Origin of the sequence: Terribacillus sp. FSL K6-0262 (genome assembly GCF_037977385.1) — a bacterium.
Taxonomy (GTDB): Bacteria; Bacillota; Bacilli; order Bacillales; family Amphibacillaceae; genus Terribacillus.
The window spans coordinates 2,086,085-2,109,494 of sequence record NZ_CP150277.1 but is presented as its reverse complement, the minus strand read 5'-3'; the positions used below and the strand labels follow the sequence as shown (position 1 = coordinate 2,109,494).

20 protein-coding genes are annotated in these 23,410 nt (G+C 47.3%); 9 read left to right on the top strand and 11 right to left on the bottom strand.

The genetic code is table 11. The features are described 5' to 3' along the window. Positions 1-46 precede the first annotated feature (46 nt). Both MHI54_RS10875 and MHI54_RS10870 read left to right on the top strand, forming a co-directional pair. Positions 47-2,245 (top strand): MMPL family transporter, encoded by a 2,199-nt coding sequence (locus tag MHI54_RS10875; protein ID WP_340081464.1) that lies wholly within the window; start codon positions 47-49, stop codon positions 2,243-2,245. A 557-nt stretch (positions 2,246-2,802) separates the two neighbouring features. Beyond that, on the top strand, positions 2,803-3,735 hold the full coding sequence (locus tag MHI54_RS10870; RefSeq protein WP_095214388.1) for an aldo/keto reductase: 933 nt from the start codon (positions 2,803-2,805) through the stop codon (positions 3,733-3,735). 33 nt (positions 3,736-3,768) lie between these two features. On the opposite strand, the gene MHI54_RS10865 is transcribed toward MHI54_RS10870, so the two are convergent. Then, positions 3,769-4,815 carry a 2,3-butanediol dehydrogenase gene (locus MHI54_RS10865; RefSeq protein ID WP_095214389.1) on the bottom strand — a complete coding sequence of 349 codons (1,047 nt, stop codon included), beginning with the start codon at positions 4,813-4,815 and terminating at the stop codon, positions 3,769-3,771. Between the two features lie 123 nt (positions 4,816-4,938). Between MHI54_RS10865 and MHI54_RS10860 the strand changes: the two genes are divergently transcribed. Then, positions 4,939-5,901: a LysR family transcriptional regulator gene (locus MHI54_RS10860; RefSeq protein ID WP_158221448.1), complete on the top strand. Its 963-nt coding sequence runs from the start codon at positions 4,939-4,941 to the stop codon at positions 5,899-5,901. Between the two features lie 16 nt (positions 5,902-5,917). Here the strand turns inward: MHI54_RS10860 and MHI54_RS10855 are convergent, their stop codons facing one another. The 4 genes from MHI54_RS10855 to MHI54_RS10840 all read right to left on the bottom strand — a co-directional run bounded on the left by MHI54_RS10855 (position 5,918) and on the right by MHI54_RS10840 (position 9,327). Then, positions 5,918-6,685 carry a glucose 1-dehydrogenase gene (locus tag MHI54_RS10855; protein WP_340081463.1) on the bottom strand — a complete coding sequence of 256 codons (768 nt, stop codon included), beginning with the start codon at positions 6,683-6,685 and terminating at the stop codon, positions 5,918-5,920. A 376-nt stretch (positions 6,686-7,061) separates the two neighbouring features. Further along, positions 7,062-7,808: an amino acid ABC transporter ATP-binding protein gene (locus tag MHI54_RS10850; protein ID WP_095214392.1), complete on the bottom strand. Its 747-nt coding sequence runs from the start codon at positions 7,806-7,808 to the stop codon at positions 7,062-7,064. Positions 7,809-7,820: 12 nt separating this feature from the next. Continuing rightward, positions 7,821-8,519: an amino acid ABC transporter permease gene (locus tag MHI54_RS10845; RefSeq protein WP_095214393.1), complete on the bottom strand. Its 699-nt coding sequence runs from the start codon at positions 8,517-8,519 to the stop codon at positions 7,821-7,823. Then, positions 8,506-9,327 carry an amino acid ABC transporter substrate-binding protein gene (locus MHI54_RS10840; protein ID WP_340081461.1) on the bottom strand — a complete coding sequence of 274 codons (822 nt, stop codon included), beginning with the start codon at positions 9,325-9,327 and terminating at the stop codon, positions 8,506-8,508. Before MHI54_RS10840 ends, MHI54_RS10845 begins: the two co-directional genes overlap by 14 nt. 348 nt (positions 9,328-9,675) lie before the next feature. Between MHI54_RS10840 and MHI54_RS10835 the strand changes: the two genes are divergently transcribed. From MHI54_RS10835 to garD, 3 genes are all read left to right on the top strand, one after another. Then, a complete protein-coding gene (locus MHI54_RS10835) occupies positions 9,676-10,017 on the top strand; it encodes a hypothetical protein (RefSeq protein ID WP_095214395.1) in 342 nt (113 codons plus the stop codon). Further along, on the top strand, positions 10,010-11,368 hold the full coding sequence (locus MHI54_RS10830) for an MFS transporter (protein ID WP_095214396.1): 1,359 nt from the start codon (positions 10,010-10,012) through the stop codon (positions 11,366-11,368). The genes MHI54_RS10835 and MHI54_RS10830 overlap by 8 nt, the downstream gene beginning before the upstream one ends. Positions 11,369-11,498: 130 nt before the next feature. Then, positions 11,499-13,031 (top strand): galactarate dehydratase, encoded by a 1,533-nt coding sequence (gene garD / locus MHI54_RS10825; protein WP_340081459.1) that lies wholly within the window; start codon positions 11,499-11,501, stop codon positions 13,029-13,031. Between the two features lie 43 nt (positions 13,032-13,074). Here garD and MHI54_RS10820 read toward each other — a convergent pair whose 3' ends face one another. Together MHI54_RS10820 and MHI54_RS10815 are read right to left on the bottom strand one after the other, a co-directional pair. After that, a complete protein-coding gene (locus MHI54_RS10820; RefSeq protein ID WP_095214398.1) occupies positions 13,075-13,398 on the bottom strand; it encodes an AzlD domain-containing protein in 324 nt (107 codons plus the stop codon). Then, entirely contained in the window at positions 13,395-14,123 is a 729-nt protein-coding gene (locus tag MHI54_RS10815; protein ID WP_340081458.1) for an AzlC family ABC transporter permease, read from the bottom strand. The genes MHI54_RS10820 and MHI54_RS10815 overlap by 4 nt, the downstream gene beginning before the upstream one ends. Before the next feature lie 498 nt (positions 14,124-14,621). Here MHI54_RS10815 and MHI54_RS10810 point away from each other — a divergent pair, with 498 nt between their 5' ends. Beyond that, positions 14,622-14,975 carry a hypothetical protein gene (locus tag MHI54_RS10810; protein ID WP_095214399.1) on the top strand — a complete coding sequence of 118 codons (354 nt, stop codon included), beginning with the start codon at positions 14,622-14,624 and terminating at the stop codon, positions 14,973-14,975. On the opposite strand, the gene MHI54_RS10805 is transcribed toward MHI54_RS10810, so the two are convergent. The 3 genes from MHI54_RS10805 to purT all read right to left on the bottom strand — a co-directional run bounded on the left by MHI54_RS10805 (position 14,972) and on the right by purT (position 18,315). Beyond that, complete coding sequence (locus tag MHI54_RS10805; RefSeq protein WP_095214400.1) at positions 14,972-16,291, bottom strand: MFS transporter; 1,320 nt, start codon at positions 16,289-16,291, stop codon at positions 14,972-14,974. The genes MHI54_RS10810 and MHI54_RS10805 overlap by 4 nt on opposite strands. A 523-nt stretch (positions 16,292-16,814) precedes the next feature. Continuing rightward, the gene (locus tag MHI54_RS10800; RefSeq protein WP_095214402.1) at positions 16,815-17,156 is read right to left on the bottom strand and encodes a n-acetylglutamate synthase; all 342 of its coding nucleotides are present in this window, start codon (positions 17,154-17,156) and stop codon (positions 16,815-16,817) included. After that, positions 17,143-18,315, bottom strand: coding sequence for a phosphoribosylglycinamide formyltransferase 2 (gene purT, locus MHI54_RS10795; RefSeq protein ID WP_095214403.1), 1,173 nt, complete (start codon positions 18,313-18,315; stop codon positions 17,143-17,145). The genes MHI54_RS10800 and purT overlap by 14 nt, the downstream gene beginning before the upstream one ends. 422 nt (positions 18,316-18,737) lie before the next feature. Between purT and MHI54_RS10790 the strand changes: the two genes are divergently transcribed. After that, positions 18,738-20,438 (top strand): DUF6044 family protein, encoded by a 1,701-nt coding sequence (locus tag MHI54_RS10790; protein WP_095214404.1) that lies wholly within the window; start codon positions 18,738-18,740, stop codon positions 20,436-20,438. Further along, on the top strand, positions 20,435-21,427 hold the full coding sequence (locus tag MHI54_RS10785) for a glycosyltransferase family 2 protein (protein WP_095214405.1): 993 nt from the start codon (positions 20,435-20,437) through the stop codon (positions 21,425-21,427). The genes MHI54_RS10790 and MHI54_RS10785 overlap by 4 nt, the downstream gene beginning before the upstream one ends. Before the next feature lie 139 nt (positions 21,428-21,566). Here MHI54_RS10785 and MHI54_RS10780 read toward each other — a convergent pair whose 3' ends face one another. Next, complete coding sequence (locus tag MHI54_RS10780; RefSeq protein ID WP_095214406.1) at positions 21,567-23,357, bottom strand: solute:sodium symporter family transporter; 1,791 nt, start codon at positions 23,355-23,357, stop codon at positions 21,567-21,569. Positions 23,358-23,410: the final 53 nt, after the last annotated feature.

Below are 23,410 nucleotides of genomic sequence, written 5' to 3'. Positions count from 1 at the left end.
TTGGGTATAACTTATCGATCGATAAATTAATTAGGAGGGAATATGCATGCAAAAAATAGGTGCATTCATAAGCAGTAAATCCGGGCGATGGGTCATTTTAGCAGCCTGGATTGTCCTTGCACTTGCATTGAATCTTGCTTTGCCGCAAGCAAACTCACAGGAAGACGAACAAGCCGAAACATTCTTGAATGACACAAACAGCGAGGAAGCGGCGCGCATCATCGAAGAAGAATTCTCCGATAACAGCGGTCTGCCTGCTTTGCTGACCTGGTACCAGGAAGATGGCCTTTCGGATGAAGATCTGCAGGCAATACAGCAGTACAGCGCAGGTTTGCAGGATGCCGAGATAAAAGCTGCCGCAGTTCCCCCATTTCAGGATATCCCGCTTCCAGCTTTGAAGGAACAGCTTTCGGATGATGGGACCACACTCGTCATGCCGATTCTGTTTGCTGACGGAACAGCTGCGGATACAGTGGAAGCAGGGCTTGAAAAGATCCAATCTGCAGCAAATGATGCCTTTGAGCAGAATCCATTCGAACAAGGATTGGACAGCGGCAACTTACTCGTTCGGACGACAGGTCCAGCTGGTATTTCTGCCGATGCTGTCAGCCTCTTCTCTCAGGGGGATACCACACTTCTCTTTGCAACTGTACTGATCGTGCTTATTTTCCTATTGGTCATCTATCGCTCTCCAATATTGGCATTGGTGCCTCTTATCGGTGTCGGATTTGCTTATTTGGTCATCAGTCCGATCCTTGGTGCATTGGGAGAAGCCGAGTCGATCTCATTTGATTCACAAGGACTCGCAATCATGACTGTATTGCTCTTCGGGGCAGGTACCGATTACTGCCTGTTCTTGATCACCCGCTTCCGGGAAAATCTTTGGGAGATAAAAAGCAAGAAAACAGCACTTATCCGATCCCTTGCTTCTGCAAGCGGCGCTATTGCCATGAGCGGGCTGACGGTCATCGTCGCGATGCTGGTCTTGCTCGCTGCAGACTACGGATCCATCAACAGATTCGCGATACCTTTCGCGATATCCATCTTCATTATGCTGCTTGCGAGCCTGACACTTGTACCAGCGCTGCTTGCAATCATCGGCCGTGTCTCCTTCTTCCCTTTCATTCCCAGAACAGCGGAGATGCAAAAGGAGAGAGCACAAGACAAAGGAAAGCCTGTCCATACCAAGAAGCCCCATAACAAAATCGGTAATGCTGTCGGCAGCCTTGTCACGGAACATCCTTGGAAAATCGCCATCATCACCATCGTTGTACTCGGTGTGCTGGCCGGAATTTCCTCGCGCATCACCTATACGTATGATACGCTGTCTTCCTTTCCGGATGGCATGCCTTCAAAGGAGGGCTTTGAAATCCTCGAAGATCATATGAATGCAGGAGAGCTTGCCCCGGTATCGGTCATCACGGAAACAGATGACCCCGAAGCAGTGCATGCTGCTTTGTACGATTTACCTTATACGGCGGCTGTGGTGGATCCCGAGCAAGCAAAATCGAATGATCGACTGATCCGTATCCAGCTTGAATTGAATGAAAACCCTTATTCAAACGAAGCAATGGCTCACGTTCCCGACATCAAAGAAACCGTGGCAGCTGTCACCGGTGATGCCGACAGCGTTTGGATCGGCGGTCAGACAGCAGAACAATATGATACACAGCAAGTGACCAAGCATGACGAAAAATGGATCATCCCCATCGTTGTCGGCTTCATCACTTTGCTGCTGCTGACATATTTACGCTCCGTGACTGCAACGATTTATCTCGTTGCGACCGTCCTGCTTTCCTTCTTCAGCGCATTGGGACTCGGCTGGCTTATCCTGCATCATGGATTCGGCGTCGACGCAATCCAAGGATTCATCCCGCTGTATGCATTTGTATTCATCGTTGCGCTTGGGGAAGATTATAATATCTTCATGATCTCAAGCATTTGGAAACGCAGCAAAACGATGCCGCTTAAACAAGCGATTGCAGACGGTGTTGCCCATACCGGCGGTGTCATCACCTCTGCAGGTTTGATCCTGGCAGCAACATTTGCCGTTTTGACGACTCTGCCTATTCAAATTCTTGTTCATTTCGGGACGATCACGGCAATAGGTGTACTTCTGGATACCTTCCTTGTCCGTCCTTTCCTCGTACCAGCCATGACAGCCATTCTTGGCAAATGGGCATTCTGGCCTTGGAGGAAGCGCATACAGCAATCCGAACAGAATGAACAGAAGGCACAGGCTTGATTTGACACGGGAAGATGATGACTAAGAGCGGCGTGTGAAATCGAAATACGATTTCACACGCCATTCTTTTTGAATCTGTTTTTTTGTATTTGCGTAATGCAAACAGTCATAGAGCTGACAGTAAAATAAGCCCTATTGTCGATGATACTTCGATATCAAACTTTGCACTTAAAGCACATAGCAGGATACCAAAGCTGATACCTGGATAATCTTCCCCATGAAATTGCATAAAGCCACTTCATCATAGATTGGGCTTTTTCGCTCCCGGGCATTGTGTCATAGCAAGGCCCCTTTCCTTTTTGATAGGAACATAGCGAAAATCAAAAAAGGGATAAAATAAGAAAACAGACAATTGCTCCATTCACAACGACCATCCCTCTCCGGCCCTTATTCAAAAGTCCAAATTCATATGTCCAGGCAAACAACACTTTCTATCACATTACCAGGATCACTTTCACCCTATTCCCCTTCCATTCTTGTCCAAGCAAATCCTTTCCATATATGCACATGCATTTGCTAAAGTTAAGACAGACTAATGAAAAGGAGCTGAGCAAGAAATGACAGAACGCGTGCAGTTAGGCAAGTCAGGATTATACGTTAATCCGATTGGAGTCGGTACGAATGCGGTCGGAGGCCATAACCTCTATCCGAATCTGGATGAGGAACAAGGCAAGGAGGTTGTCCGCCAAGCGATCGAAAATGGGATGAATTTCTTTGATACAGCTTTTATTTATGGACCAGAACGATCCGAAGAGCTTGTCGGGCAAGTAATCAAAGAAAGCGGAAAACGCGACGATATCGTCATCGCAACCAAGGCTGCCCATAAAATCATCGATGGCGGGACGAAGATGGATAATTCGCCGAAATTCCTGAAGGATTCGGTGGAAAGTGCTTTGAAACGTCTGCAGACGGATTATATCGATTTATTCTATATCCATTTCCCTGATGAAGATACACCGAAAGCAGAAGCTGTCGGCGCTTTGAAAGAACTGAAAGACCAAGGTAAAATCAAAAGCATCGGTGTTTCCAACTTCTCTATCGAACAGCTTAAAGAAGCGAATGTCGATGGCTATGTAGATGTGCTGCAATCGGAATATAATCTTTTCAAACGCGGTGCGGAAAAAGACCTGCTTCCATATACAGCCGAAAATAATATTTCCTTCGTACCTTACTTCCCGCTTGCCTCCGGCTTGCTTGGCGGTAAATACGATGAGAATACGAAGTTTGATGATTTGCGTGCGAACGATCCACTGTTCCAAGGAGAAGCCTTCAAACAGAATCTTCAAAAAGTGGATCAGCTGCGGGGCATCGCTTCCAGGAAGGATGCAGAGATTGCTCATGTCGTGCTCGCTTGGTACCTGACTCGCGATAGCATCGATGCCATCATCCCTGGAGCAAAACGTCCGGAACAAGTACTGAATAACCTGAAGACATTGGATGTCAAATTGACTGCTGAGGATATCGAAGCTATCGATAAGATTTTCCGATAAGAAGAAGCGGATGCCCGGGCATCCGCTTTTTCTTCATTTTTGTTCGGATTGAACAAGTATTTTCACTTGGTTCTTTTCTTTGATCAGGCTTTCGAAGCCTTCTTCCACCACTTCATCAAGCTTGATTTTCTTCGTTACCAGCTTTTCAGCAGAGAAATACCCTTTTTCCATCAAGGATAGCACCTGAGGGAAAACATCGCGATAGCCGATGATGCCTTTTACGGAACGTTCCTGGATAACGATGTCATTCGGCATGATTTCAGCAGGTTTCTCCCAGATGCTGACGATCATCGTTTCACCGCCGATATCAGTAGACTGAATTGCCTGACGCAAGACTACTGGAACGCCTGTCACCTCAAAAGCAACTTCCACACCGCCATCAGTCAATCTCCTGATTTCCTCCACTGTATCATCCACCTTGCTTGGATCTACAACAATGGCACCCAGCTCTTCCGCTTTCGCCTGGCGTTCCGGTGAAAGCTCAACTGCGTAGATTTCAGCAGCTCCTGCAGCTTTCAATGCTTCAATGACAAGCAGGCCGATTGGTCCGCAGCCGAAGACAGCCACTTTATCCCCGGCTTTCACTTTACTGGAACGTACTGCATATAAAGCTACGGCAGACGGTTCTACCAGCGCACCTTGCTCATAGCTCAAAGAATCCGGGAGCTTGAACAGGAGCTCTTCGTCGACGGCTACATATTCACTCAAGCCGCCGCCACCGCCGGCAAGACCCAGGAAGCCCATTTGCTTGTCCAAATTATATGCCCCTTGATGTCCATGCGTTGCAAAGATTGGTTCCACGACTACACGGTCGCCAATCTGGTAATCTTTCACTTCAGGTCCCACTTCGACTACCTCTCCCGAAAATTCATGCCCCATTGTCACCGGAGCCACTTCCCCAGTCAGCGGATGCGGTTCATCGACGGGTATGAAAATCGGTCCGCCAAGATATTCGTGCAAGTCACTTCCGCAAATGCCGCACCATTTCACCTTCATCTTCACCTGATTCGGTTTGATGACAGGCTCATCGATTTCTTCCAATCTGACATCTTTCTTGTCATGCCAACGTAATGCTTTCATTTCTAACATCCCCTTTTATCAGCATTTCCGACTGCATTTTCAGTATAATACTGCTGAATGATATAATAAATTTCGGATCATTTAACTTAAATAAACGTTTGCTTAACTAAATGAGGGATGGACATGACAATCGAGCAATTGAAATATATCGTCGCCATTGCAAGATCAGGTTCACTGAAAGCAGCGGCAGCCGAGCAGCACGTGACATTGCCTGCTCTGAGCCAGGCATTGACCAACCTGGAAAGGGAGCTGAATATCAGCTTATTCAGCCGCTCCCGGACCGGCACGACACCGACAGAAGAAGGCAAGAAGCTTGTCCGGCATGCGGAGGCTGTGCTGGAGAAGCTGCAGGAATTCACCGACGAAGCGGAGACATATACCGAGTCCTTGAATGGAGAGCTCAAAATTGCCAGCTTCCCCGGACCGATGCAGATTCTCGTGGAATTATTCGCTAAATTCCGCAAGCGCCATCCGAATATCAAGGCATCCTTATTCGAGCATACCTCCCAGCACATCATGAGGAAAGTGGCAGCCGAAGCAGTGGATATCGGGCTGGTCATCTATACAGAAAAAGAAGTACAAAAATATCGCAATCTGGTCTTTAAAAGACTGCTGGATGGGCATATGGTCACAGCTGTCAATAATCGGCATCCGCTGGCCAAGGAAAAATTCATCACGGAAGAAATGCTCATCAAACAGCCGATCGTCCTTTATAATGATGCTTATATCCAAGCCTTCATGCGCCAGTTCAAGTCATTGCAATACGACATCCTGTTCACGACGAACAATGTCCAGACGATCCGGAATATGGTGGAAAATGAGACTGCAATCAATATCGGATTCGATTATGCCTTCCGGACCGATGCCGAATTATCGAGAAGCAAAGACATCACGCTGCTCCATTTTGCCCCTCCCTTTTATCAAACTTACGCTTTTGGCTATGTTTATCACGGAAACAATACACTTTCCCGTGTAGCCAAGACCTTTTTACATGAGCTGGAAGAGACGATCATCGCCAAGGAAGAGGCACATGCACATTCGGCCCCGGACTTATACACGCATATAAAAAACACGCCTGTCATTTGACCGGCGTGTTTCAAAATCAAGCGGAAGTTGTTCCTTGTCCGCCATCGATGCGGTAATAAGAGCCTGTAATGAAGGAAGCTTTCTCAGAAGCCAGGAACAGCATCAAATCGGCAATCTCTTCTGCCGTAGCATAACGGTTCATCGGTACGCTCGCTTCAAAGCCTTTTCTGGCTTCTTCTTCATGTCCTTTTGCCGCATTTGTTTCGATGGAACGCATCATTGCCGTATCCACTCCAGATGGTGCAACAGCATTTACACGGACGCCATAATCAGCCACTTCCAATGCAGCTGTTTTATTAAGGCCGATAAGCGCATGCTTCGAAGCGATATAAGCGCTCATGCCTGGAGCTCCAAGCAACCCGCCGTTGGAAGCTGTGTTCACCACTGCACCGCTTTTCTGCGCTGTCATCACTTTCAATACATGCTTCAATCCGAGGAAAGCACCGACTACATTGACAGCGAGCACCTTTTCCAGATTCTCCACAGAAGAATCGACGATATTCGCGAATTCCCCATTGATACCAGCGTTATTGACAAATACATCAATCCGGCCAAAATGCTCTGTTGTTTTTTGTACGTAATTCACTACGTCCTCTTCCTTCGCAACATTGGCTGACAGCAGTAATTTCTCTGCCTCGATGGATGCTGCAGCGTTTTCCAATGTTTCCCTGGAAAGATCCACCAAAGCCAGCTTCGCCCCTTCAGCAGCGAATTTCTTGGCAGCCGCAATTCCGATTCCGCCTGCCGCCCCAGTAATAAGTACCACTTTGTCTTTGAATTCCATCTCTTAAGTCCCCTCTCAGAATATGTACTTCATACTTATTATCGGTAACTAAATTACCTTTATCAATTGAATCACTTAAAAAAATAAACAAAAAGAGGCTGGGATAAAAGTGTTTTAGCCAAATAAAAACCGAACTATATTGCAAATCTTCATACGAAAATTTGCATAAGTTCGGTTTTTTGATTAGTTATCTCCTAGCGTAGGGAGAACACGGAGATTCCTGCGGGAACAGCGCGAGCTGAAGACCCCGCAGTGGTGACCTTTCCACGAGGAGGCTGAGGCCGGGCCCGTGGAAAGCGGAGTGTCCTGCCGAAGCAGGGCTCAAGAATAAGATTCGGTTTTAAGCACTGGAAAATTAGTTATTGTCCCAGCCTCTTTACTCTGTCGGATTCAATATCCGGTGCAGGAAGCGCTGTGTACGATCTTCTTTTGGGTTCGAAAGCACTTCTGCCGGCGATCCTTTTTCGACAATGACGCCGCCATCGATAAAGATGATTTCATCGGCGATTTCCTGGGCGAATTTGATCTCATGCGTGACGACCACCATCGTCCAGCCTTCATTGGCCAAATCGCGCATGACTCGGAGCACTTCCCCGATCAGTTCCGGATCGAGCGCGGAAGTTGGTTCATCGAACAGCATGAGCTCCGGTTTGATTGCAAGCGCCCTGGCAATCCCCACCCGCTGCTGCTGTCCGCCCGAAAGCTGGTACGGATACAGATCTTTTTTATCCTTTAGTCCTACTTTATCAAGCAATTCGATGGCTTCGTTCCGTACAGTCTGTTTGTCTCGTTTTTGGACCTGAACAGGTCCTTCCATGACATTTTCCAGCACCGTACGATGCGGGAATAGATTATAAGATTGAAACACCATGCCTGATTTGCGGCGCAGTTTGATCAATTCCTGCTGTTTGACCTTCTGGCTGAAATCCACTTGATGGTCCTCGAAGCCGACGATTCCTTCATCCGGAATCTCCAGTGCATTCAAACAGCGCAATAGCGTTGTCTTCCCGGAACCCGATGGTCCGAGGATCGCAATCACCTTGCCTTTATCCACTTGCAAATCGATGGATTTCAACACTGTATTTGTACCGAAAGTTTTCTTTAAACCTTTTACTGCTAGCATTGCTATCCCTCCTTACCTTGCTGTGTAACGGTCTAATCTGCGCTCAAGCTGATGCTGGACCAGCGACAGGACGAAACAGATGATCCAATAAATGAAGGCAGCCAGGATATAAATATAGACAATCTGATCCAGGTTGGTGGCACCGATTTGCTGTGATTTGCGAAACAGCTCGGTTACGAGAATCTGGGATGCCAGCGATGTTTCCTTCACCAAGCTGATGAAGCTATTGGATAAAGGCGGCACGGATACTCGCAATGCCTGCGGAAGAATGACACGAAACAGCGTTTTCCGATATGTCATCCCAATCGTAAAGCCCGCCTCCCATTGTCCTTTTGGAACCGAGAGGATGGATGCCCGGATGATTTCCGATGCATATGCCCCTACATTCAAGGAAAAGGCTATGATAGCTGTCGGATACGGATCGATCATAATATTCAATTCCGGCAGCAAGTAGAAAATGATGAATAACTGAACGAGCAGCGGTGTGCCTCGGATGGCAGATACGTAAACAGAGAAAATCCACCGCAATGGCTTGATCTTCGAAATCCTTACCAGTGCCGTGATGAGTGCGATGATGATACCAAAAAAGAATGAAATAAGAGTCAAGGGGATCGTGACTTTGATCCCCTCGATCAGTATCGGCCAGAATGACTGCTGCAACAGCTCCCAAGGGATGACAATCCCGCCGAATACCATATTACTTGTTAACATCTTCGCCAAACCATTTCGTTGAGATTTCAGCTAATGTACCATCTTCACGCATCTCATCAAGTGCTTTGTTGAACTGGTCCACGATCTCCCCGCTATCTTTGCGGAAAGTGAAGTATGTCTCGGATGGCTCGCCAGTCTCGAAAGCAATTTTCACTGGTGCATCCTCATCGGTATTATTCAAATAATCAAGGACAGCAAGTTTGTCATTGAAAGTAAGATCGACACGGCCTTGTTCAATCAGCTGAATGGATTGCGCCAGCCCTTCGACACCTTCGATTTTCGCTCCTGCTTCTTCGGCAAGTGCATTATAGTTACTTGTCAAAGACTGTGCGGATGTCTTGCCTTCCACATCCTCGATTGATTTTATTTCGTTATTATCCGCAGCTGTCACGACAACCGACTGGGATTTTGTATAAGGATCGGAGAAGTCATATTGTCCGACACGTTCGTCGTTCTGCCCTTTACCCACTTGGTTCGCGATAACATCGAAACGCGCGCTGTTCAAACCAGAGAACATGGAATCCCACTGTGTTTCTTCAAATTTCACTTCAAGGCCCAGATGCTTGCCGACTTCCTTCATCACATCTACATCATAGCCTGTAAGCTCCCCATTATCGTCATGGAAAGTGAACGGAGCATAAGTTCCTTCCGTTCCTACAGTAATTACACCTTTATCCTGAACTTCTTGCCAAAGATCGGAATTACCGCCATTATCACCTGAATCGGACGCGGAATCATCTCCGTTGCCGCAGGCGGCGAGAATTGCAAATATTGACATAAATAGTAGACCTAATAGTGCTTTCTTCATGTACCAAACCCACTTTTCTATAATTTTTAACTTCAACAGTGTACGTCCAACATCAGCAAAAGTAAAGAAAAAAGTCTGAGTGAACTAATCAGGATTAAATGACATGGCATCGCTTAGTATAAACGTAAATGCAGCGAGTCATTCAAAGTGATACAAGCCACTGGACAGTGCCGCCGTATCCTTCCTTCAGCATGCTCAATTATCTATTGAAGCAAAATATTCCACCACATTCAATGAAGAGGCACTATAACCTTACCCATAAAGCGGATAAGTGAATCCTATTAGGGATGTGTAAGAATCACCGGAATGGTCACATTAACAACAGAGAGAAATTTGGAGGTAACAATCATGCGCAATTTTAATAACACGATATTGGTGCCGATCGATTTACAGAAAGGGATCGTCACTTTCCCGGGCGAAGGATCTGCAGCTTGGTCTGCACTCGATGAGCGCCTGCAAGCTGGAAAGCCGGATTTTGCGGGGGCGCAGCGGAATGTGGGAGCTTTCATTGGCATAAAACAGATTGCCGCGGAGGATCATAGCAGGAAAGCACTGCTTCTTGCCGCTGGGGATATGATCAGCTTGTCATCACGGACACGATGCCGGATGAGACTGCCTGCAAGACCGACCTTGAAACACAGAATCCGCATCACAAAAGATTCCCTCGGTATGGTGAACATGCATGAATAAAAAACAGCGTGGTCTATTCCTGACAGCCATTGCAACAGGAACGATGCTGAACCCGTTGAACTCTTCCATGATTTCATTGGCTCTCCATGCCATCCAGCATGAATTTTCGCTGACCTTCGCTACCGTTTCCTGGCTTATCTCCACCTACTATCTAGCCAGCGCCATCGTCGTACCGATTGCAGGTAAGGTCGGGGATTTGATCGGGCGGCGCAAGATGCTGTTGGCCGGTCTGCTTCTAGTGGCTGTATCCGCAATCGGAGCCCCGTTTGCAGGCACGTTTTTGATTTTATTGGGAATGAGGCTCTTTCAGGCCATCGGCAGCAGTTCCATTTACCCTGCCGGAATGGCACTTGTGCGGACGCATATTCACGAAAAACAAGCATCGGCACTTGCCATCCTGTCGATTTTCACTTCCTCCATGTCTGCTTTCGGCCCGACTGCAGGGGGATTTTTGATTGACTTTGCAGGATGGCCGGCGATTTTTACCGTAAATGCACCGTTCATTCTGCTAAGTTTTTTACTGACATGGTCCGCAGTCCCGAAAGATCCAAAAACCAATCATTATACCTTGCGCGAATTTTGGAAGCAGCTCGATAGCATCGGCATCATCTTGTTTGCTCTTGGCATGAGCTTTCTATTGTATTTCCTTTTGTCTTTCGAGCACGGTATCCATTATATCCCGCTAGGTACGGGGGTCCTCTTTTTGGCAGCTTTCATTTATCGCGAACTGCATGCAGATCATCCTTTTATCGATGTACGACTTTTGCAGAGCAACAGAAGGCTGACCCTTGTCTACATCCAGTTCATCCTATTGAATGTCTTTAACTACAGTCTCTTTTTCGGGCTGCCGAGCTTTTTTCAGGACGCCTTGCACTACAGCTTGAAAACAAGCGGACTGATGATGATTTTCCTTTCAGGTGCAAGTACATTGATATCCTTCATGATGGGACGCTGGATCGACCGCTCCGGTACCAGTATCCCTACGATAGCCGGGGCTGTGCTTATGATCGGCGGTACAGCTGGTATGGCAGTTTTATCAGAACGGCTCACACTCGGAAATATCGGGGTCATCCTCATTTTTCTGGGTATCAGCTACGGTATCGGAAATGTAACCTTGCAAGCTTCCATGCTGAATGCCTCTCCCGAAAATATCGTCGGGACAAGCTCAGGTCTCTTTCAGACATGCAGATACCTGGGTTCCATTCTTTCTTCCGTTGTCTTGGCAATTGTCTTTGGTGCTGACCTTTCCCTCCCCGGCTTCCGGAGATTAATGATTGTACTCTCCATCACCGGCTTGGCTTTCTTGCTTACAGCCATTTATTCAAGGCAGCTGGAAAAAGCAGCGGTATGATATTCCGTTGCTTTTTCCAGCTGATATTGACATCCGCTTCTATTAGTCATACAATTAAACAAAATAACAATTAGCCCCATTCTTTTTTAATGCCCTTTTATGAAATCGTTTACAAAAGGAGGAATATGCATTGAAATCAAAAGCTGCGACAAACCCCTATTTTGTCAAAGTACATGCGCAGGACAATGTCGCCATCGCTGTCACCGATGGCGGCCTTGCTGCCGGCACTATCCTGGACGATGATGAAATTATCACGCTAGAACGTATCCCTCAAGGTCACAAAATTTCCCTTCGGTCCATCAAGACCGGAGAACCCATTATCCGTTATGGGGAGGTCATCGGCCATGCCACGACCGACATCGCTGCCGGAAGCTGGGTCCAGGAGCGTCATTTGCTCATGCCGACTCCTCCTCCGCTTGACGATCTCTCTCTGTCCCCGGAACCCACTGCCCCCATGGAGCCATTGGAAGGTTATACATTCGAAGGCTTCCGCAATCCGGATGGTTCAGTCGGTACCAAAAACATACTCGGAATCATCACCAGTGTCCAATGTGTCGTCGGTGTAATGGATCATGCAGTCAAAAAGCTGAAACAGGAAATCCTGCCAAACTATCCAAATGTAGATGACATCATCGGGCTTCATCATACCTACGGCTGCGGAGTCGCCATTCAAGCGCCGGAAGCTGTCATCCCCATTCGCACCGTCCAAAATTTAGCCCGCCATCCCAACTTTGGCGGGGAAACGCTGGTCATCGGTCTTGGCTGCGAAAAACTCATTCCCTCACGTGTGAATCCAAGCGGTGACGACAGTGATATCATCATGCTCCAGGATCAGCAGGGATTTCATGCAATGGTAAATAAAATCATCGAAAAAGCGGAAGTAATACTTGCCAAGCTGAACAGCCGGAAACGAGAAACCTGCCCAGTCTCCGAACTTGTCATTGGTACGCAATGCGGCGGAAGCGATGCATTTTCCGGCGTTACCGCAAACCCTGCCGTAGGTTACGCATCCGATTTGCTTGTCCGTGCTGGTGCAACCGTGATGTTTTCCGAGGTGACGGAAGTCCGTGATGCCATCCATTTGCTGACACCGCGCGCCGCCAGCAAGGAAGTCGCTGAAAAGCTGGTACGAGAAATGGATTGGTATGATCGCTATTTAGCTTCCGGTCAGGCTGACCGCAGTGCCAATCCATCACCCGGGAACAAAAAAGGCGGCTTATCCAATGTAGTGGAAAAAGCGTTGGGCTCTGTTGCCAAGTCAGGGCAAAGCACCATCATGGATGTCCTTGCTCCAGGAGAACGAGCCGGGACAAAAGGCCTGCTATTTGCCGCCACACCTGCCAGTGACTTTGTCTGCGGTACACTGCAGCTTGCTTCCGGTATTCATCTGCAGCTGTTCACAACCGGACGCGGAACCCCATACAGTCTGGCAATGGCTCCAGTTGTCAAGATATCGACCCGCACCGCCCTGCAGGAGCAATGGAAGGATTTAATCGATATCAATGCCGGAACGATCGCTACCGGAGAAGCAACATTGGAAGAGGTTGGCTGGGAGATATTCCATTTCATATTGGATGCAGCAAGCGGCAGAAAAAAGACCTGGGCCGATCATTGGGGCACCCATAATGATCTTGCCCTCTTCAATCCCGCACCTGTCACCTAAAAACAATAATCCCGATGCAGACTGCATCGGGATTTCTTTCTTGTCATCCAATCAATAAACGCAAGGCAGCCATCAGCACAACGCCAACTATGACTGTAAACAACAGACTCTTTGTCCAAAGTGCAAATAAGACTGTTGGAATGATGATCACGATGGCCTGCCAATCAAAGGATGCCGCCCCGCCCTCCCCCAGCACACTAGAGACGACAAGCGCAGTCAGGATGCATATAGGTATATAAGATAGCCATTTCATGACGACGACTGGTAATTTCAAATTCCGTATTATTAAAAATGGCAGGACCCGAGGCACTATTGTCACTGCCGCGCAAGCAGCTATCAGCAGCAGCATAGATAAAGAAGTGGTCATTTCTCTGTCACCACTCCAATCGTTGCTCCTATGATTGTAGCAAGCAGCACGGCCATATGGGAACTGACAAAGAATGAAAAGCCTGCCATCAAGAGGACAATGCACCCCATCAGCCGCAGATGATGCTTTAATTTTGCCGATTCAATGGCATCGAGCTGCAGCACAAGCAGCGCAATGAACATAGCTGTCAGGGCAAAATCCAGCCCGAATGCCTCTGGATCCGACAGCCAGTTCCCAAATAGTGCACCAGCAGCACAAGAGACAATCCAGCATAAATAAGCAGTGATGTTAAGTCCGTTCATCCAGCTTGCACTCATCCGCTGCTTTAGCTGAAGTCTGCCAGAAGCAACCCCAAAGGTTTCATCTGTCAGCAGAATGCCGATTCCGATGTTCCGCCAGACAGAATACTGTGTAAAATGCGGTGCAAGTGTCGCACTCATCAAGAAATGACGGAGATTCACAATGAAGGTCGTCAATATGATTGCAGCTGCCGGACTCCCATCCAGCACCAAGGCTGCAAAAATAAACTGTGCTGATCCAGCATATACCAGTAACGCCAAAAGCACGACCTCCAATGCACTGATTCCGGCCGCAACACCGACCACGCCGGCAGCAATCCCGATGCTGATATAACCAAGCAAGGTTGGAATGCAATCCTTTACGCCCTGCCTGAAAGTCATATCCCTCTTTTCCTCCGCCTCCATCGATACGCTCACATCTGCCATTCCTCTTCCTCCCAAATCGCTTCTATTGTTAGCTAGTATATCAAATACCGGGAAGAGCAGGAGGTAATGGAATGAAACTATATCGATAGGTCTGTATGCATGGCTCATAAGCAGCAGAAATCACAAACCAGGCTCAGCAGAACATCCGGAAGGTGAACGGACAAATTGCTCAGACTAAATCTGGTTTATATTGTAATAAAAACCTTAATATAGAAGGTTATCCTTTGTTCATGGGCTATAAAAGAACTTTATATCCATGAACGACTAACCCATAATCTGGGTAAACAAGAAAAGAGAACCAGAATGCTCGATTTAAAGAATTGCATGACAGCGGGCTTTGCTTTAGGAGAGGGAAAACACTAGTGCAATATACACTTATAAATTCCAATAAAATGGAACCCTTACAAGTGTAAAGAAGTGAAATGGTTAATTGACATAATTCGGCAAAGCTAGTACGCTTAAGCCCGTTAAGGAATGAAGTTTGGGGAGTAATTCAGTATGTACAAATTTGAAGTTGATGACAAAGAGAAGGTGCTTCGCATCACAGCGGAAGGGTTCTTTAAGAATAAGGAATCCACAGCATTCATGGAGACTCTTTATGAAACATTCGGGTCGATCCAGGCCTCGGAATATGATCTCATCGTTGATCTCATCCATTTGAATGTGATAAAGCAGGATCTGGTCTATCGAATTGCTGATGCTTTTAAGTTATATGATGAACTTGGTTTCCGTAACATCGTCATCATCAATCCTATTTCCATTTTAGCGAAAGTACAGCTTTTCAATATCGCAAGAAGTGTGCACTTCTCCGGCACCTTCGTAGATTCACTGGATGAATGGCAGGCGCATTAACGCACTGCCATCCTATCCGGCGTCTTCGCGATATGTACGAGCAGACCGATGATTGTCAGCAAAATGAGCGATGTCAAGGCAGCTCTGCTAGCCAAATCCCCAAAATCTTTCAACGCAAGCGTTATACTCCCATAAATCATCGGACCAATGATGGATGACACCTTTCCAGAGAACGCAAACAGCCCAAAGAACTGCCCCTGCTTTTCAGTTGGGGATAAATCCACAATCAAAATCCGCGATGTGACCCAGATCGACCCAAGGGCAATTCCGAAAAGACTGCCGGCTATCCAGAACATCCATTGGGCAGCAGCCAATACCCCGATGGTCAAAGCAATCACCATGATTACCGCAACCAAGGAAAATGATCGATGTGCCCCGATTTTATTGGCTATCTGACCAAAGCAGAAAGACCCGATGATTGCCGTGACCGTGGAAACAAGATAGAGGATGATGAACTGCCCGGAACTGAATCCTACTACTGTGACGGCATAGACACTCATGACAGCAATGGTGGTTGCGATTGCATCGTTGACGAAGAAATAACCAATCATGAATCGGAATATCGACCGATGTTTCCGGATCTCCCTGATGGTAGCGATGATTTCTTTATATCCCGATAGCAGGCCATTCCCGGATTTCTTCTGCATCGAGCGTTCTTCCCTTAAGAAAAATAGCAGCGGAAGTGTAAATACCAGATAGAGAGCCGCCGTTGCCAAAAAAACATATTCATAGCCGTCATCGAGCAAGAAGTAAACCATCAAACCGGCCAGAGTGCCCATATAGCCCACAGCCACGCCGAACCCCGATAATATCGACAGACGATCCCTCGGCACCAAGTCACTGATTTTCGCATCATAGAATATGAGACTGCTATTATAGAAAAATTTTGCCAGTACAAACATCAGGACAGTCGCTACAAAAGGTACTGGAAGCCCCCATAGTATCCCATCTGAATCCCATCCCGCAAACAGCCCCATTAAAACCGTACACAAAATGGAGATGGCAGCGAATCGGATGACATAACGCTGCTTATAGCCCGTCTGATCGATCCAGACCCCGAATAACGGCGAGAAGATGACGAGAAAGAAGCTGGCCAGCGCATTTGCATAGGATATCAGCGCATTTCCGAGCTGTTCCAATTCCGCCGTAGTACCGATTGTATCCGTTACATAGAATGGAAAAAAGACAGTTGTGATATTGGAAGAAAATATCGTATTGGCAAAGTCATATAACGCCCATGACAAAATCGGCAGGGAAAAGAGAAAGCCGAATCCACTGCTTTGATTGGAAATCTGCTTCAAGCGTTTGCTTTCCATGGGAAACCTCCTTTTTCTTCCACTATACCTTATGCCGCTTTACCTGCACGGTTATTTACAAAAAAATTACAGTGCATTTACCCATCGAAATTTTACCCACTCACAAAGTGATTGCCATCTATTAACGTAAAACCAATCATTATGGTGCTGGTTCATCAATTCCCGCTTCCTATCAAGAATAATGCTGGACGCTATTTTCATGTGGAATGCAGCCGCACTCTGAGAAACATCAAAAAAAGACACAGAAACAGTACAATTGTTTCCGTGTCTTCCATTCTGTTCTTTAAGCATCGACAGCGGCGCTTCTGTGCTGACTTCCTATATCGCACTAATATCCACCGTCCCCTCCCCGTCTTCCTTAGCCTCTTTTGCAGCAGATTCCTATTTGGATGCACTATCCGAACTGCATGATGCCAAGCAGGAAAATCGAAGTGTTTTTCATCCGAACATCACTCGTTTCCTTGGTTGCTTTTAATACGAATCACCACCAGCTCAGTTAATATCTCCAGGAAATGCAAATCTTCTACTCCCTCACCTGTTCCACAATGGACTGTCCAGCGGAATCATCATCGAACATCCATTGCCACTGCTCATGCAGCCGTATCCGGCCGTCTGCCAATATTTCCGGAACGGAAACGCATTGCCCGCTCCGCAGCTCCTGATGATCATTGATGTGATGATAACGGAAACGGAGCTTGCCATCTGCTTCGACCAAACCGATCAGCCTTCCTTCCAGAATGGCACCGCCGGCATATTCTGCGGTGAGAATCTTCCCTTCCTGCCGATAATGGAAGATGGTATCACTGGTGGTTTCACCATTGTCTGTATTCGTGACCGCCCGAAAAGTCAGGTTATGATAATTCATCCTGCCCCTCCACTTTAAGACGTTTCCTTGCCTGTTCCGCACGCTGTCTCGCCTCATTCACCGTATCGGCAGCAGATAAGGCAACAGCAACTCTGCGCCCTGCTGTCGTCACTGGTTTACGGAAGACACGAATCTGCGTTTGCGGCTCCTGCAGCGCTTCCCGCATACCTGAAATATGATAAGAGTCGTAAGCTGCATCAGCCTTTAATGGACTGGTCGCACCGGGCTGCACAAGTTTGATTTCTGTAATCGGCAGCCCGAGTATCGCTCGTACATGCAAGGCGAATTGTGACAGCTGCTGTGTCACCATCGTCACCATGCCGGTGTCATGCGGGCGCGGCGATACTTCACTGAAATATACTTGATCCCCGGCAAGGAAGAGCTCGACTCCGAATAAACCGTAGCCGCCCAATCCTGTTGTAATACGCTCTGCTATTTCCTGCGCTTGTTCCAGCTGTGATGCTGTCAGCTGATGCGGCTGCCATGACGCGATATAATCGCCATTTTCCTGTTCATGCCCAATTGGCTCGCAGAAGAAAGTACCATTTATCGCGCGGACGGTCAGCAATGTGATTTCCGCATCGAACCGAATGAATTCCTCGACGATGACACGCGGTTTCTGAACCCTTCCGCCTTCCATCGCCAGCTGCCAGCTCCTCTCCATATCCTCCTGACTTCGGCAGACACTTTGTCCTTTTCCTGATGAACTCATCAATGGTTTGATGACACACGGAAAGCCAATTTCCTCCACCGCGTCCCGAAATGCCTCATATGTATCCGCAAAACGATAGCCTGCAGTCGGAATATCCAATGTTTCTGCAGCAAAACGGCGGATGCCTTCACGATCCATCGTCAGCTGTGCCGCTTTTGCAGTCGGTACGACGAGATAGCCTTCCTTCTCCAATTCAATCAATGCATCTGTAGCAATTGCTTCAATCTCCGGAACAAGAAAATCCGGTTTCTCCCATTCCACAATCTGTCTGAGCTTTTCCTGATCAAGCATATCGATGACATAGCTGCGATCGGCCACAGCCATTGCCGGAGCATTGTCATACCGATCTACTGCGATCGTCTCCACACCAAGCCGCTGCGCTTCGATTATGACCTCTTTCCCCAGTTCTCCAGATCCGAGCAGCAGCAGTTTTTTCGTTTGAAACATACAATCGCCTCCTAGGTTGCAGTCAGTAAATGTTTTGCGTCATGATTCGAATTTATTTAATAAACTTATGTTACCATGCCTGTCCAATCAAGGTAATCCTTACTTTAGCCACAAATAAAAAAACTGCCCTAACCAGGCAAACACCGGGTTTCTTGGCATCCGGACAGTCGAGTGCTTCATGATTGATCAAACGTTCATTCAGCATAATGATCAAACGTCCATCGCCCTGTTTTAGTCACCTGTCGAAAAACAGCTGCAAGAGTTTCGCAGACTTTGGCCTGACTAAGTACAAGATCCTCTCTCCTCCAAGCGGATTTTGAATCATCCTATAACCCGCGGATGCTCGGCATCCCGGGTATTTTGAATAGAGCTTTGTCCGATGCTGCATACTAACACCATTACTGTGGGAGGATGTGGGAATAATGCGGACATATGCAAACAAAAAAGCCATCATGCTTTGCGTGGCAGCTATACTGATATTCGCCTCTCCCCTATTCCTTCTTGGAAACGACGCCCATATCCGAGTGCATGATAATCTCGACTCCAACCTCGCTTGGTATAAAGTACTCGCTGAAAGCGGACAAATATTTGGCGGAGTCCATGCAGTCATCCCCCAAATCATAGGCGGCCTGCCCCGGGATGCACTGGGAACGGAATGGACGCTGATCGTTTGGCTCCATGCCTGGTTTCCGACGATGACCGCTTATGCAATCAGTCAGCTGCTCACCCGGCTGATTGCATTTGCCGGGATGTATTTGCTGCTTCGCACACATGTCATCCGCAACATCAAAGCACATTGGATTGCGGCTCTTGTTTCCCTCGCATTCGCCCTTACACCATTTTGGCCATCCGGGATGCTCAGCACGATGGGGCATCCCTTGGCGCTATGGGCTTTCCTATCCATACGCGCAAATAAAGCGAGCTGGAAGCATTGGATTGCGATTTCTTTATTGCCGCTATACGCCAGTTTCGTTTTGGGATTCTTTTTTTTCCTTGCGCTCATGGGAATCATTTGGCTGATTGATCTGATTCGTTATCGCAGGCTCAATCTGCGTTTCTTGGGAAGCATCATCTGGATGACAGCTTTATTCCTGGCAGCGGATTACCGGCTAGTCTATACCATGATAGCTGGCTCAGAAACCATGCATCGGGTTGAATTCGTGTCCTCCAGACAGGAATTCGACCAGACACTCCGCTTGTTCTGGAAAAACTTCGTGCTGGGACATAATCATGTGATGACCCTCCACACCGTCATCATTTTGCCGGTGCTGGCGATTGCTTTGCTTACTGTTCTCTTTAGCAGGCGACGGACAAGGCCCATGAACATCTATCTCGTCCTGACGGGATTGAATTTACTCCTATCATTTTGGTATGCCCTCTGGTTCAACAAAATTTGGAAAATACCAAAGGAGCATATCGATTTGCTTTCTGCATTCAACTTTGCCCGCTTCCACTTCCTGCGGCCGCTTGTCATCTATGCAAGCTTCGGGTTGGCTTGTTATCTGCTTTGGCAGCTTGGTAAGCGGGGTATACGCGTTTTTGTTTATATTTGCCTATGCTTGCAGCTTATCGTATTGGCATTATCCAATGAAGAAATCGTGTATGGCCTTTATAAGGATACACCTTCCGTCGGGGCTTTTTATGCTGTGGAACAATTCAGCGAAATCCGCGAGTATATCGGGATGCCCCAACATACTTATAAGGTGGCCAGCATCGGCTTGCATCCCGCCATCGCTCAATACAACGGTTTTTACACTGTCGATACATACAACAACATCATCCCATTGAGCTACAAGCACCGTTTCCGTGAGGTCATTGAAGATGAATTGGCAAAAAGCAAGGATCTGAAACGCTATTTCGATGAGTGGGGGAGCCGATTATACATTTTCTCGGCCGAGCTCGGAAAGCATTATGATTTCCGTAAAGACACCGATCGCACAATCAAGGATCTCGATTTGAATGCAGAAGCGTTACGGCATTTAGGCGCATCTTATGTGCTCTCATCGGTCTTGATCGACAATGCGGATGCCAATGATCTGCAATACGAACGGAGCTTCGATCATCCCGATTCCGCTTGGATTGTCCATCTATATCGAGTACGTACGGAAGGAGAGAGCAAATGACTGCTTCATTACCTGTACTGACATTGGTCATTCCCTGTTATAACGAAGAACAAATCCTGACAGACACATGCTCCAAGCTTACCTCCACCTTGGCAGCGTTGATGCAGGAGCAGCTTATCTCACCTGCAAGCACGATTTTGTTCGTCGATGATGGCAGCAAGGATGACACTTGGCAGCTGATCAAGATAGAGCATCTGGCCAATCAGCTTGTCACGGGTATCAAATTGGCCGCTAATGCAGGCCATCAGCGAGCCCTGCTTGCTGGCATGCTGCATGCGAAGGATTACTCCGATTGTGTCATTACATTGGATGCTGATTTACAGGACGACATATCGGTGATAAGGACTTTCGTGCTCCGCTACCTCGAAGGCTATGAAATCGTTTATGGCGTACGGAATGATCGTACATCCGATACCGGTTTCAAGCGAAATACCGCTGCAATCTTCTATCGGGTGATGGAAATGCTCGGAATCCGGCTGATATCCAATCATGCCGATTATCGGCTGCTCAACAGACGGGCCCTTACAGAATTAAGTCGTTACAGCGAATCAAAGATATTCCTCAGGGGAATCATTCCGCAAATCGGGTTTCGCTCCGATATCGTGACGTATGAGAGAAAGCCCCGGCTTGCCGGAGAAACGAAATATCCATTGAGGAAAATGCTCAATTTCGCCTTTGAAGGCATCACTTCATTCAGTGTCGCTCCTATCCGTCTCATTGTGGCAGTCGGCTTCCTCCTTTTCCTTGTCAGCATAATGGCCGCAGGGTATGCAGCCATACAAAAAGTATTCGGCAATCCGGATGCGGGCTGGACTTCCCTGATCATCTCCATTTGGCTGCTCGGGGGATTGCAGCTCATGGCAATCGGTATCATCGGTGAATATATTGGTACGATTTTTGCTGAAGTAAAGAAGCGTCCTTTATATACGATCGATAGCATCCTAGGACAAATGCGCAAACGAGACAGCCATAACTTAACGAAAACTTAACAAAAATTTTGCATACCAGCGACTTTTCTGTTAGAATATCTTACAAACAGGATACCCCCAAAATATTTCTGTTTTGTTTGCTGCTGTGTGCTCAGTAGCAATGAAAAAGCCACTCTTCCGAGTGGCTTTTTTGCTTTCATCAATCTCCGCTGAGGCGCGTTTTACGAGCGCTCTCCGTCTGTTTTTCCACATACTTGCTATATTTTTTATGCCATACTTTTATGGAAATGAAATAAAGTACGATGTTTGCCGCGACAAGTATTGCAATCACCGGCCAGAACCACTTCGATACAGCTGCACTCTCGTAAGCTAATCCTATCGGGGAGAAGACGACATAAAAGATGACAATGGAAAAAATCAATGTGATCGATACAGGTATGGCATGCTTCCACGGGACAAGATGATCCTCCCCATTCTCCGCATAGAATATAGGTTTGATTGATTCCAGCGGCTTTACTTTGGCCATGATGAGCATAAACACAACCTCGATCGCCAACAGGATTCCATACACATGGATATAATTGATGCCCGGATCCCAGTCAAATATCTGCCGGAATCCCCATACCATCATATAATAAGCAACGACATGGAAGATGATCACCACTTTAGCCGCCGAAGAAGGAACACGCTTGAAAATCATACCCATCAGCACAATGACCAGAATCGGAATATTGAAGAAACCTGTAAACTGCCTGATAAGATTCCATAACCCATCCGGTGCATACATCAGAAATGGCGCCACAAAGAAGGAAACAAGTGCAATGATGATCCCGAGGATCTTGCTGACCTTGATCAATTTATCATCTGAAGCATCCGGATCGAAAACAGGCTGGTAGATATCCAGCACCAGTAAAGTGGCGACACTATTCAGGATGGAGTTAAAGCTGCTCAGAACAGCCCCGAATAATACAGCGAGGAAAAAGCCCAGCATCCATACCGGCAATACATCCCTGACAAGAGTCGGATAGCTCAAATCCCCATTCCGGATGGAATCGCCATACAAATGGAATGCGATGATTCCAGGTATCAGCATGAATATCGGAACCAAGAGCTTCAGGTAACCTGTGTAAAGGACACCCTTTTGTCCTTCCGCCAGATTCTTTGCCCCTAAAGTACGCTGGATGACGTATTGGTTCAGCGCCCAATAAAACAGATTGGCAAACAGGATACCCGTAAAGATGGAGAAGAACGGAACATTGTCTGTACTGCTTCCAATGGCATTCAGCTTCTCCGGGCTATTCTGCACAATATGCTTCATCCCATCCACCATATTTCCGTTTCCAAGCAGGATAAAGCCAAGTATCGGGACAAGAAAGCCAATGAAGACCAAGCCTATTCCGTTCAGCGTATCCGATACCGCCACCGCCCTCAGTCCGCCAAATATCGCATAAATGGCACCTATGATGCCGACGAACCAAACCGTCAGCCACAATGCTTGTGTATATGAAATGTTCAGAAGCTCCGGAAGATCGAATAATTGGAGGACGGATACACCGCCCGAATAGAGCATGGAAGGGATTGTCACACACATATACCCGAGCAGGAACAAAATGACGGTCAATCGCCGCACGGTCTCATCATACCGTTTGCTCAGGAATTCCGGGATGGTGGAAATCCCGATGCCGAGGAACTTCGGCAGCAGGAAAATCGCCATGACGATGGCTGCCAGACCAGCTGTCACTTCCCATGCCATACCGGACATATTGTTTGTGAAGCTTTGTCCGTTCAGTCCGATCAGCTGCTCGGCCGATAGGTTCGTCAGCAGCAAAGACCCGGCAATGAATACACCCGTCAAGCCGCGCCCGGCAAGGAAGTACTCATCAGCCGTGCTGACATTCCCTTTCGTCATATAGTAGGATACGACTGCAACCAGTGCCATGAAGAAGGCACAAGACAGCAAGATAAAAAAGATTTCACCAATACTGAACATGCGATCACCCTTTAAGTAAGATAGCCTGATTTTTCGTCAGATATCTATTAAGT